The 13,146-nt window shown below is 43.7% G+C and carries 6 protein-coding genes; 3 read left to right on the top strand and 3 right to left on the bottom strand.

Annotated elements, in window-relative coordinates; genetic code table 11:
• Nucleotides 1–24: 24 nt before the first annotated feature.
• Complete coding sequence (locus ACAY00_RS13800) at nucleotides 25–1,824, top strand: alpha-amylase family glycosyl hydrolase (protein ID WP_371374915.1); 1,800 nt, start codon at nucleotides 25–27, stop codon at nucleotides 1,822–1,824.
• Between the two features lie 115 nt (nucleotides 1,825–1,939).
• On the opposite strand, the gene ACAY00_RS13795 is transcribed toward ACAY00_RS13800, so the two are convergent.
• The 3 genes from ACAY00_RS13795 to ACAY00_RS13785 all read right to left on the bottom strand — a co-directional run bounded on the left by ACAY00_RS13795 (nucleotide 1,940) and on the right by ACAY00_RS13785 (nucleotide 7,870).
• Nucleotides 1,940–3,358, bottom strand: coding sequence for an MFS transporter (locus ACAY00_RS13795; protein ID WP_371374912.1), 1,419 nt, complete (start codon nucleotides 3,356–3,358; stop codon nucleotides 1,940–1,942).
• Nucleotides 3,359–3,413: 55 nt separating this feature from the next.
• Nucleotides 3,414–4,904 carry a tryptophan halogenase family protein gene (locus ACAY00_RS13790; protein WP_371374910.1) on the bottom strand — a complete coding sequence of 497 codons (1,491 nt, stop codon included), beginning with the start codon at nucleotides 4,902–4,904 and terminating at the stop codon, nucleotides 3,414–3,416.
• 155 nt (nucleotides 4,905–5,059) lie between these two features.
• Nucleotides 5,060–7,870, bottom strand: coding sequence for a TonB-dependent receptor (locus ACAY00_RS13785; protein ID WP_371374907.1), 2,811 nt, complete (start codon nucleotides 7,868–7,870; stop codon nucleotides 5,060–5,062).
• A gap of 393 nt (nucleotides 7,871–8,263) precedes the next feature.
• Between ACAY00_RS13785 and pulA the strand changes: the two genes are divergently transcribed.
• Nucleotides 8,264–11,050 carry a pullulanase-type alpha-1,6-glucosidase gene (gene pulA / locus ACAY00_RS13780; RefSeq protein ID WP_371374903.1) on the top strand — a complete coding sequence of 929 codons (2,787 nt, stop codon included), beginning with the start codon at nucleotides 8,264–8,266 and terminating at the stop codon, nucleotides 11,048–11,050.
• A gap of 16 nt (nucleotides 11,051–11,066) precedes the next feature.
• Complete coding sequence (locus ACAY00_RS13775) at nucleotides 11,067–13,127, top strand: glycoside hydrolase family 97 protein (protein WP_371374900.1); 2,061 nt, start codon at nucleotides 11,067–11,069, stop codon at nucleotides 13,125–13,127.
• The last annotated feature ends 19 nt before the right edge of the window (nucleotides 13,128–13,146 follow it).

The raw sequence follows: 13,146 nt of genomic DNA, 5'->3' as shown, positions 1-13,146 counted from the left end.
TTTAGGCCATGATGGGGAAAGCAAATGAATAAAATAATAACAATATCTTCTGCCGTTAGTTTGGCGTTATCGTTACTTGCCTGTTCACCGGCAACCGATGAGAGCAGTAAAGTTGAGGTCAAAGCCGCGGCTAAGACGAGCAGTGAAGTAAATATTGCGCCAATTAGCACGCAGTTACCGCATTATCTTGAGCGTGATATTCGTGATGAGGTGTTTTACTTTGTGATGCCAGATCGCTTTTATAATGGTGATACTCGTAATGATTTAGGCAATGCCAATAAACCCGAATCTTATGGTGGTTTTGAGCCCAGCAGTAAAGGCCATTATCATGGTGGTGATATGAAGGGGCTAAAAGAAAAACTACCTTATTTACAAGAAATGGGCATCACTTCGATTTGGATGACGCCAATTTTGCGCAACCAAGCGGTGCAAGGTGACAGCTCGGGTTACCACGGTTATTGGGTACTGGACTTTACCGAAATAGACCCACATTTAGGCACCAATGATGATTTGGTGGAACTGATTGATGCCGCTCATGCGATGAACATCAAAGTGTTTTTCGACATTATCGCCAACCATACCGCCGATGTGATTAAGTTTAAACAATGTCACGGTGAAAACGGTGATCAATGGCTGCATAAAACACCTGGATTGTGTGACTATAAAACCAAGGCTCAAGTAGCCAATGGTGACGCTTATCAGTTCTTTATTCCAAAAGGGAAAGAGAACCTTAAAGTACCGGCTTGGTTAAACGATCCGAAATACTACAATAACCAAGGCGATAGCATGTGGGAAGGCGAAAGTGCAATCTATGGTGATTTTGCCGGACTGGATGATATTAATACTGAGCACCCAGAAGTGGTAAGTGGTTTAATCGATGTGTTTAAAGACATTGTCACCAAGTTTAAACCCGATGGTTTTCGTATTGATACGGTAAAGCATGTGAACTTAGAGTTTTGGCAACAGTTTTCGCCCGCTTTGTTAAAACACGCCAAAGAGCAGGGGATTGAGCAGTTTTTCATGTTTGGTGAAGTCTACGATGGCGACCCTAAAAACTTAAGTACCTTTGTCACCAATGGCAAATTGCAATCGGTATTAGATTTTGCGTTTCAAGGCGCCATTTATCGAACCTTAATTGATAATCACGGCACCGATGAGCTTGAAAAACTGTTTGCCCAAGATGCGCTCTACGATGGCGAATATGGCAACGCATCGACACTGATTAATTTTACCGGTAATCATGACATGGGGCGTTTTGCTTTTATGCTAAACGACAAGCACCCCAATATGAGCGAACAAGAAAAGCTGGCGCGGATTAAATTGTCGAATGCCTTAATGTATTTTTCTCGTGGTATTCCCGTGGTTTACTATGGTGATGAACAAGGCTTTGTCGGTGATGGTAACGATAAAGATGCGCGTCAAGATATGATGCCATCGTTAGTATCAAGCTACAACGATGATGACTTACTTGGCACCAATAAAACCACCGCCGATGATAACTTTGACCAAAGCCATGTGTTGTATCAAGACTTAGTTGATTTAGCGAATATTTACAGCGCCCATAAAACGCTACGCTATGGTGAGCAAGAGGTGGTTTATGCCCAACAAACCCCAGGTATGTTGGCATTAACTCGTACCGACGATAACTATCAATATTTATTGGTGGCCAATACCGCGACCGAAAGCCAAAGCTTAAGTTTGCAAATGAGCCAGCAAGATTATCGCCCGGTAGTATTGGCAAAAGATAAAACCGAGCTATCAGGTGCGATTGATATTCGCCTTGCGCCATTATCGTATGCGATTTATCGAAGTGCGAAGCAATAGCTTTCTTCACGACTAAACCACCAAAGAGGAAATCGCGATAAGGCGATTCCTCTTTTAATTTTACTTTAGCGCTATTTACCCTCATCTAAGAGCATAAACTGAGTTGTCACTGGTATTACTTACGGTGCTCTTTTACTCGGCTCCAGCATAAAGCCGACAGCGCTAAGGCCCCTGTGGCGATATAAAATATGGCGCTTTTATCATCGCTTTGGGAAATAAATAAACCAATACCTAAACTCACCAATAGTTGCGGTAGCACCACCGACAAGTTAAATAACCCCATATACATACCCATTTTATTTTGATCGATTTTCTCGGTCATAATGGCAAAAACCAATGAAATAATTGACGACCAACCAACCCCTAATATCGCCATCAATACATATAAGGTGTATTGATTGTTGGCCATCATGGCAATGGCTAAGTAACCCAGCGCCATTGATGCAATAGCCATGGTATGAACACGTACTCGACCAAAGCGCCTTGCCATTGGCTCTAATAATAAAGCGGGTAAGTAGGCCGCAACGATGCTCAATATTAAAAAGGCAATAGAGATCACCTGTCCGAGCTCTTTATCACCAATGCTTGGCATTTTGTCCTGTAAAAAAGCAAACATAAACACAAACATGGTTTGAACCCCAACCCAACTAAATGAGTGAGCCGCCAACACTTTACGAAAACCTATTAATCCGGCTTCACTGTCGGTTTTGTCGTCTTCTTTGGCAACTAGGGTCTGCAAGACAAAGAGTACGGTTAAAAGCAAACAAACGATTTCAGCCCAGTAATGGGTAACTTGTTGGCCCGATAGTTGGCGAATTAAGGCGTAAAGATCATAAATAATAAACCCCCAAAGCGGGCGAATATTAATCATCACTTCGATAAAGGATAAGGAGCCTTGTTGGTCTTCATCTTTAACCGGTAACGTCTTTGGCTCGGTAATAAAAAAAGGTGGGATCAACGACAGTAACAACACCAGCACCGCGCCAAAATAAATCAACACATAGTTGCCCCAAATGGCACCAATGGCATAGGCAAGAATACCAAAAGTGCCCGAAACAGTTTGCATCCATGTATAGCCTTGGGTGCGTTTATTACCTTCAGGGGTGACATCAGCGATGATCGAGCGAGTCGGATTAAAGCTGACATTAATCGCTAAATCCAAGGTCAGAGCAATCACGATGGCCATGGTTAATAAGTTTTCAATGCCCATGGCCGACGACACAATATCAATGCTTGGTAGGGCCAATAACATTAAGCCGGCCAGCGCCCCGCCAATAACAATAAACGGACGACGTCGGCCATTCCAGAGCCAAACTTTATCGGAAATAATGCCAATAATAACTTGCCCTAGTATGCCGGCGATGGGGCCCGCGGCCCAGACTAAGCCTACTTCGTGAATGTCTAAGCCATATTGAGTTGTTAAAATCCAGCTCAGGGCGGCGATTTGTACAGATAAAGCAAAGCCCATCGCGGTAGAGGGTAAGCTTAATAACGCATAAAAGCGTTTTGATAGGTGTTTTTGTATTTCTAACATAATGGTGCTTTATTATTTTGTTTTAATTGTTATACCCCAGAGCCATGAGCAAAAACTAGAGGTTAGCTAAAAATTGATCATGGCTTGGCATGTTTTTCACACTGTGATCAATGAGCACTTTTAAATTTGCCATCAATTCATTCAGTTGTTGCGGACTCAGTTGGTCGGCGAGGCCATTGTATTGCTCAGGGATCATGCCTTGACCAATTAACACTTGTTGCCAAGCAATTTCGGTAAACAAGTCATCTTGCTCGCGAAACAGTTTCCCAGTTGTTTTAAACAGGGCTAATTTGCGGGCTAAGGTTGCCGGGATGTCCATTTGACGGCAGTGGCGCCAAAATGGGCTATCGTCTCGTTGCGTGACCTTATAATGCAAAATAATAAAATCACGAATACGTTCTATTTCAATAATCGACTGACGGTTATATTCGTCAATATGACTGTTGCTAATGCCAAAGTGTGGGAAGGTTTTAATCAGCCGAATAGCAGCCGTTTGAATTAAATGGATGCTGGTGGATTCAAGGGGTTCCAGAAAGCCGGAAGACAAACCTATACTGACCACATTTTTATGCCATGCTTTGGTACGACGGCCGGTTCGAAATTGAATGCGTTTGGGTTGGGTAAGCGGTTTACCGTCTAATTTATTTAACAATAATCTTTCGGCTTGCTCATCGCTCATAAATTTACTGGAATAAACAATGCCATTACCAATACGGTGTTGCAGCGGAATGCGCCATTGCCAACCACTGTCATGCGCGATAGAGCGAGTGTAAGGGGTAATAGGTTCGACGCTTTCACACTGAACAGCAATAGCCCGATCGCAAGGCAAGTAATGCGACCAATCAACAAAGCCTGTATTTAAGGTTTTATCAATCAGCAAGCCGGCTTGGCCCGTACAATCGATAAATAAATCTCCCGTAATATGCTCGCCATTCGCTAACGTCACCGCATCAATAAAGCCATTACCTTCATTCACCCGTATTTGCTCGACTTCACTGATGATGTGCTTTACGCCCTGTTGCTTGGCGTAGTCTGCTAAAAAGTTTGCGTACAGGCCAGCATCAAAATGATAAGCATACGTGATGCCTGGTAATTGGGTGCCTTCAATATGGCGTAATTTGGCAAATTTATTGGCTTTACTGGTTTGGTAATTTAATGAAAAGTCGCCAAAATCATAGTGCTGATCACCTTGTTGTTGGTGTCTAAGCCAATAATGATAAAATTCGCAAAATGGAAAATCTTTACCGATACCGCCAAAGGCGTGCATGTAGCTATCACCTTGTTGTTTCCAGTTTTCAAACTCAATGCCGAGCTTGATGGTGCCTTTGGTGGCGTTTAAAAATTCGCTTTCATCAATGCCAAGGGCTGCATTTAAGCTAATAATGGGGGGGATAGTCGCTTCACCGACGCCAACGGTTGGGATTTTGTCTGACTCAATTAGGGTTATATTAATGACTTTACCTAAAATACGAGCCATCAACGATGCTGTGATCCAACCTGCGGTACCACCACCAACGATCACCACGTTGGTTACATTTGTTGTCATGATTTTGTTACCTTTTAAATACAGTATTAAGGTGGTTCTTTACGACTATGGGCAAAAATTACCTTAATACGATACTCGCTTGGTGGTTGAATGATTGTGGAAAAAAAGCCCTTGCAATAGGAGATACAAGGGCTTTGCTTATCGGGTAATGCGAATTACAGTTTGTAGCTTAACGCTAGCATGTAGTTGGCACCGTAGTCTTGGAAGTCACGAACTTGCAGTGGATTCCCATCGGTTGTTGACTTAAATGGTTCTTCCGTTAAGTTGTAACCTTGTAGGAATACAGATAAACCTTCAAGAGCGGTGTAGCCAGCTTCACCAAAGTCGTAGCCAATTTGGGCATCTACGATGGTTTCACCTTCAATATCAACTTGTTGGGTACTAAAGCCAACGCCGTAGACATCGCCTTTAAAGTCGTCACGATTACGCATGCTGACACGAATTTGTAAACCGTTGTTCTCGTAGTAACCGGTAACAGACGAGATGCTTTCGGATAAACCTGGTAGTACATATTCGTTACCGTTTGGATCTTCAATATCTTGTTCAACCCCAGTGTAGGAAGCGATAACACCAAAGCCATCAAGCGATGCTGAGAACATGTTCATTGGTAAGGTAACAGATAGTTCGTAACCCCAAAGAGAGCCGTCGCCACCGTTTACTTTACCTGAACCTGTTGCCGTTGTGTGGCTAGGGTCAACCGTAACCCCAGATGGATCTTGAACGCCGGTCATATCGGCTTCGTACTGACCATCAAAGATCCAATTATCTAGGCTCTTGTGAAATAGTGCCGCCGCAAAATACCCTTCCTCTGAGAAATAGTTCTCGTAGGTTAAATCAAGACCAATTGCTTCTTTTGGCTCAAGATTTGGGTTACCACCTGATACTGACCAGTAGTTACCGTTTTCGTCTGGTTGTTGTGGGTTGTATGACGTGCTAATTGAAGCATTCATTTCATCCATACGTGCGCGTGAAATTGTTTTTGCTGCGCCAAAACGTAATGTTTGAGTATCATCAAGTTGCATTGACAAGTTTAAGCTTGGCAATAGGTGCGAGTAAGAATGCTCGATATCGGTTGGCGTCGTTTTTACTAAGCCGTTTTCGGTTGTAATGGCGGCACCTTGAGATGCTTGAGTTGTGTCAACATAACGTAAACCCACATTACCTGTTACCGGCAAGCCAGCAATTTCAAGGTTTAAGTCAGCCATAACAAATAAAGAAAGCACTTCTTCTTGTACGTTAAATGACTTGGTTTCATGGCTAGGGTCTGTTAAACGCTCAGACAATAAGTCGTAGTAACCATCTTTTACTAACGCTTTTGAGTCATACGCGATCATATCGCCCATGCCAATAAAGTCTAAATTAGCAGTACCTAAACGGTACTCCTGTGGCACATTCATTACCCCAGGGTTGTCGAGTGAGAACGATGATACGGTTAAGAAGAAACCGTCTGAATTTTTGCTCTTTTCACGATCTTTGTACGATACACCGTAAGTTACGGCGCTAACAAAATCGTTGTCGATAACCTGAGTGGCCGCAAGTTTCAGTGCGCTTAGCTCATCATCAACACTTGGGGTGTTTAAAAAGCCGTCTTGCGCTTGGTTTTCATATTCGGTGCCAACCAAACCGTATTTTTCATTAAGGGCGGCTGACCAACCCCATGACAATGGACCACCAAGTTGAATTAGATTGTAGTCTGAGTAGTCTAGTTCGTGGCTGAACATGGCACCTTCATTACTACCGTCTAGGTTGTAGCCAATGTTATCGGCAACACCGCGAGCGTCGCCACGACCTGTACCAGAGTACGATTCCATTGACCAAATTTGACGCTCAACTTTAGAGTGCGACGCATCAAATTCTACAGACCAGTAGTCGTTAAGGTTATATTCAACATTTAAGCCAAATGAGTTTAATTTCGCGTTACGCTCTTCGAAGTCGTTACGAACAACGACGCGTTGCCCCATGGTCGTTGCTTGACTAACAAAACCGGTGTCAGGGTCAACCACAGCTGTTGCTGGATCGATAGAGCCTTGACCCCAAGCAAATGGGATCTCAATACCACGAAGAATCTTTTCATCAGAAAAATCAACGTAAAGGGCATCAAGGGTAACGTGTAATTGATCTGATGGTGCCAGTTCTAATACCGCCATCGCCGTATCGCGATTTAACATCGATGAACGTACGAACGGTTTTGCCCCACCTAAAATAGAGTAGGTATTACCTTGAGTGTCATTAAATTCTGGGAAGCCCCATGAATTCCAACGCTTTTCTTGGTTAGGTGATTCCATCGTTGAAAGTGCAACGGCAACACCCACAGTGTCATCCGCGAACTTGTCCATATATGAGAAAGTACCACGGAAACCTTTGTTGTCGGCATCAGGGTTTAGTTTTTCAAAGGATGTTTGCTCGGTTGTGGTGTTAAATTGAATAACACGGTCACTTTGAGACAGTGGGCGAACCGTTTGTAAGTCGACAACACCAGCAATACCTTCACCCTCGATAGTGGCATCAGGTGATTTATAAACCGTTACGCCACTCATGATTTCTGATGGGTATAAATCAAATTGTACGCCACGGTTATCGTCAATAGACACTTGTTCACGACCATTAAAGGTGGTGGCTGATTCGTTTTCACCAAAACCACGGATACTCACTTTTGAAGCGCGACCGTCAAGGCGTTGTGCCGTTAAGCCGGGTAGACGAGCAATCGACTCGGCAATTGATGAGTCTGGCAATTTACCAATGTCTTCTGCTGAGATAGCTTCAACTACGCTTGATGAAAAACGCTTGGTATTGATTGCTTTAACGAGTGAACGACGAAAGCCTGAAACTTCGATAACTTCAATATCTTGTTCGCTAATTTTTTGTTCGTTTTTTACTTCTTCATTGGCAAATGCCATTGAACTCATAGAAGTAAGGCCGGCGGCAAGCATTGCCATAGCCAATTTATTTCTTTGGAATGTAAGCATGTTTTAGTTCCCCATACCTTCCTGGTGATTAATATTGACTCTTTATCCGCACAGAGCCTTATGTTGTTTTGTTGCACTACTTGGTTGTTTTCATCGTGACTGGCAGCAAGTAGTTAAAAGATTGTAATTATTGTTTGTCGTAATATGAACACTCTGCATACGTATTCACACTTTATTACCTATGCATAAATTCGAGGTTAATTCTAAAGGTTAAATGCCCTCGCAGTAAGCGTTTGCATACGTATTCATGTTGATTTTTTCTGGGCTTCATAAAGTTGATGTTTGGCCATTAAATGGCCAAAAAGCAGGTTGACTGGTTATTGCATACGTATGTAGTTGATTTGAAATGCCGACTGTAACATTCTAATCGTGTTTACAATATAAAGTGTGTGTATGGCGAAAATGCAAAATAAAATAATGACCAGCCTGTTCCTTGCCGTAGCGTTAAGCGGTTGCAACAATGAAGGAGCAAATCGTGACCATAAAACGCCGATAACCTCATTACAAACGGCGCTAATCAGCGAAAATCGAGGCCATTTCTTTGGCGATAATCGTTTGTTTTACTACGGGCAATTACAACCTAGCGATAAGGTTAGCCTAGTGTCGATGTCTGACTTAACAACGTACCCATTAAGCCAAAGCGAACTAAGCGACATTGAGCAGCAGCAATTTGTCCATTTTGTGGGGCAAGGACAAGCGTTTACTGTTACCAAGGCATTAACACCAGAGCAGCAAAAGCAATTACTTAAACACCCCTTAGCCTTGTTGGTTGAAAATAACCAAGGCGAGATCATACACCTGACCGGTGTCCAAATAGGCTTTGGTCTTGATGCCTTGTATACGCCAGGTGACAATGATGCCGATGAAGTGAATGACTTAGGCAGTGTGATTAGTGACCATGCGACTCAGTTCAAATTATGGGCACCGACGGCACGACAAGTTGACGTTCTGTTGTTTGACCAGCAAAAACAACCATTAGACAATACCAATGTGGCAATGCAGTTTGACCCGACGACAGGGGTTTGGCAAACCCGTATTGCGCAAAACTTAGAGCATGTTTTTTATCAATATCAAATTGAACTATACCACCCGCAAAGCCAGCGTGTCGAAACGCTGATCACCACTGATCCGTATTCGTTAAGTTTATCGACCAACAGTGAATATTCTCAGGTTGTTGATTTGGCGGCGCAAAATACCAAACCAGCCGGTTGGGATAAACAGCCCAAGCCAGTGGTGGCGTCGCCAGAAGATAATATTTTTTATGAGCTTCATATCGGTGACTTTAGCGCCAAAGATGAGGCCTTATCAACCCCATCCGTACGCGGCAAATACGCGGCTTTTAGCGAAACCCACAGTCATGGTATTCAGCATTTAAACACCTTAAAAGAAGCTGGCCTTAACAACATACATTTACTGCCAAGCTTTGATATCGGCACGGTAAATGAAGATAGCCATCGGCGGGTGACCTTAAATGATAATGTTGAAAAACTGTGCTCGTTAAAAGCAGACTTGTCCTTTTGCGCCAATAATGAGCTTGATAAAAGCCAATCCATTGAGCAACTGTTGGCAAGCTTTAAGCCGCAATCATCAGAGGCGCAAGCATTGGTCAGCCAAATACGAACCATGGATAACTATAACTGGGGATACGACCCATACCACTACACCGTACCTGAGGGCAGTTATGCGCAAAATCCTGATGGGGTAAGTCGGATCAAAGAGTTCCGCTCGATGGTGCTGGCGCTGCACAATATGGGGTTTCGGGTGATCATGGATGTGGTGTATAACCATACCCATCAAGCGGGCTTAGAGGCGACTTCGGTGCTGGATAAAATTGTTCCAGGATATTATCAACGCCTTAACCCTGTAACCGGTGCGGTTGAGCAATCGACCTGTTGTGATAACACCGCAACAGAGCGCAAAATGATGGCGAAATTAATGCAAGACTCGTTAGTTGTTTGGGCCCGAGACTATAAAATTGATGGTTTTCGTTTTGACTTAATGGCGCATCAACCCAAAACGGTGATGATCAAGGCACGCCAAGCGGTACGCGCTGTCGATGCTGACACCTACTTTTACGGTGAGGGGTGGAACTTTGGTGAAGTCGCCAATAACCAACGCTTTGAACAAGCCAGTCAGTTAAATTTAGCCGGCAGCGAAATTGGCACGTTTACCGACCGACTTCGTGATGCCGTGCGAGGTGGTGGCATGATGGCGTCAGGTAACGATATCCGTAAAGAGCAGGGTATAGGAAATGGCTTGTACACCCTGCCTAACGAGCTTCGCAGTAAGCAAGACTCGTGGCAACAATATTTGTTGTACGCTGACCAATTGCGTATTGGTTTGGCGGCTAACTTGGCCAATTTCCCACTAGCCGATCGTAACAATAATGCCGTTTTGGGTGCCGATATACCTTATGGTGACCAACCCGCCGGATACGCGCTCGACCCAGCCGATACCATTAATTATGTGTCAAAACATGACAACCAAACACTGTGGGATAATCATCAGTATCGAATCGCATTTGATACCTCGGTTGACGATAGAGTACGCATGCAGGCGTTGTCATTGGCATACGCTATGTACGCTCAAGGCATTCCGTTTATTCATATGGGATCGGAGTTGTTACGCTCAAAATCATACTTAAGAGACAGTTACGATTATGGCGATTGGTTTAATGCCGTTGATTTTAGTAAGCAAAGCAATAACTACAATGTGGGGTTACCACCAGCAGAAAAAGACCGCCAAAATTGGGCCGTGATAGGGCAGGTGATTGCTGGCAATCAAGGCCGTGATAACGTGTCGCCTGAGCATATTCAGTTTATGAGTGAACGGTTTATCGAGCAGTTAAAGATTCGTTCGTCGTCGCCTTTGTTTCGCTTAACAACGGGGGCAAACATTTTATCGCAAGTGCAATTTTTAAATACCGGCAGTGAGCAAGTGCCAGGGTTAATTGCGATGCAAATCAATGATAACGACAATATAGACGCCAATTATCAGCAAATTATTGTGTTATTTAACTCGTCACCACAAAGCATTGAGTTTGCCTTTGCGCAAGCCGAAGACTTTCGTTTGCACCCGGTTTTAGCCAACAGCAATGACCCGCTGGTAAGGGCACATAAAGTCAATGCGAAGAGTTTGCAAGTTGCAAAGTTTAGTGCCGCGGTGTTTGTTCGCGAGTAATTTTTTGAAGAGGAATATGATGAAAAGCGCAATCAAAAGAATAAGCCTGTCACTTGCGGTATTGTGCGTAGCACCGCTGAGTTTGGCAAAGACAGTATCGGTCTCATCACCTAATGGTGAGCTTACTTTTAGCCTGTCAGATACACAGTCATTAGTTCAATATACCTTAGATTTTCAAGACCATAGGGTGATAGAAAAATCTGACCTTGGCTTAATGCTAAAAGGAACCCCTGGTTTAACCGAAGGATTTAAAATTGACTCAATAACACAAAACAGTCAAAAGCAGCAATGGCAACAGCCATGGGGTGAGCGCAAAACCGTACTGGATCACCACAATGAAATGCTGGTGACTTTGCGGGCCGATCGTAAAATCGCCAAAGAATTTCAACTGAGAGTGCGAGTATTTGATGACGGTATCGGCTTTCGCTACGAAGTCAATAAAAGCTCGGGTTTAGATAACGTTGAGATCATTAACGAGTTAACTCAGTTTAATTTAGGTCAACAAGCCCTAACCGATGCAACCGCATACTGGATCCCAAGTCGAGGTTGGAATCGATATGAGTATGTTTACAATACCAGCGATATTGCCAGTGTTGATAGAGCGCATACACCTTTTACCTATAAGTTAGGCAGTGGTGTGCATGTGAGCATTCATGAAGCCGCCTTGGTGGATTACGCTGGGATGTCACTTGATCAGCGCCGACCAGGGGTCTTTAAAGCCGATTTGGCACCGTGGTCTGATGGCATTTTGGTCAAAACAAAAACCGACTTTAAAACCCCATGGCGTACCATTCAAGTGGGCGATAGAGCGACCGATTTAGTAAATTCTGATTTGATTGTTAATTTAAATGAGCCGAATAAATTAGGCGATGTGAGCTGGATCAATCCAGGTAAATACGTTGGTATTTGGTGGGGAATGCATGTTGGTGAAAACACCTGGGGCAGTGGCGAAAAACATGGCGCGACAACCAGCGAAGTGAAACGCTATATGGATTTTGCCGAAAAATATGGCTTTGATGGCGTATTGGTCGAAGGCTGGAATATTGGCTGGGACGGTGATTGGTTTTCTAACGGCGATGTGTTTAGTTTTACCAAACCTTACCAAGACTTTGATATTAAGGCGATAAAACAGCACAGTGCGCAAACGGGGGTAAAGCTTATTGGCCATCATGAGACCTCAGGCAATGTGACCAATTACCGAAACCAAATGCAGGATGCCTTTGCTTTGTACGCCGACATAGGCGTTGCGCAAGTAAAAACAGGATACGTTGCCGATGGTGGTAATATTAAACGAGTTGACGATAACGGTGTGGTTTATAAAGAATGGCACGACGGTCAATTTATGGTTAATGAGTACTTACACAATATTGAGTTGGCGGCCAAGTATAAACTGAGTATAAACACCCATGAACCCGTTAAAGATACCGGTTTACGTCGTACTTACCCTAATTGGATTGCGCGTGAGGGCGCGCGAGGGCAAGAATACAACGCTTGGGGCAACCCACCCAACCCACCAGAACATACTGCGATACTGCCTTTTACCCGGATGTTGTCTGGACCAATGGACTTTACTCCAGGTATCTTCAATATGGGCTTTAATGGTTTAGACGAAGAGGCAAATCGCCCACAAACAACGCTAGCCAAGCAACTGGCGCTTTATGTGGTGATTTACAGCCCTATTCAAATGGCTGCGGATTTACCTCGTCATTACGAAGCCAATTTGCCGGCGTTTCAGTTTATTCAAGATGTTAGTACCGACTGGCATGAGTCTATTGCCTTAGACGGTGAAATTGGTGATTATGTGGTGTTTGCACGCCAACAACGTGATAGTGAACAATGGTTTGTGGGTGGGTTAACCGATGAACAACCGCGTCGCTACACCTTAAACTTTAACTTTCTTGATAAAGATAAAACCTATGTTGCTGACATTTATCGTGATGGTGAAAACGCCCATTGGGTTGATAATCCATACGACATTAAAATTGAGCAAAAACAAGTACGCTTTGGCGATACATTAGAGCTACCAATGGCAGCCAGTGGTGGCTTTGCAATTCGCTTAAGAACAATACAACAATAATAATTTAAAGAAGCGTAAA

Source organism: Thalassotalea sp. 273M-4, from assembly GCF_041410465.1.
Taxonomy (GTDB): Bacteria; Pseudomonadota; Gammaproteobacteria; order Enterobacterales; family Alteromonadaceae; genus Thalassotalea_A; species Thalassotalea_A aquiviva.
This window is presented reverse-complemented; position numbering and strand designations above follow the sequence as displayed.

Coding starts and splice junctions, on each gene's coding strand:
- pulA (WP_371374903.1), top strand. CDS start 8,264: ATGGCGAAAATGCAAAATAAAATAATGACCAGCCTGTTCCTTGCCGTA.
- ACAY00_RS13775 (WP_371374900.1), top strand. CDS start 11,067: ATGATGAAAAGCGCAATCAAAAGAATAAGCCTGTCACTTGCGGTATTG.
- ACAY00_RS13785 (WP_371374907.1), bottom strand. CDS start 7,870: ATGCTTACATTCCAAAGAAATAAATTGGCTATGGCAATGCTTGCCGCC.
- ACAY00_RS13800 (WP_371374915.1), top strand. CDS start 25: ATGAATAAAATAATAACAATATCTTCTGCCGTTAGTTTGGCGTTATCG.
- ACAY00_RS13795 (WP_371374912.1), bottom strand. CDS start 3,358: ATGTTAGAAATACAAAAACACCTATCAAAACGCTTTTATGCGTTATTA.
- ACAY00_RS13790 (WP_371374910.1), bottom strand. CDS start 4,904: ATGACAACAAATGTAACCAACGTGGTGATCGTTGGTGGTGGTACCGCA.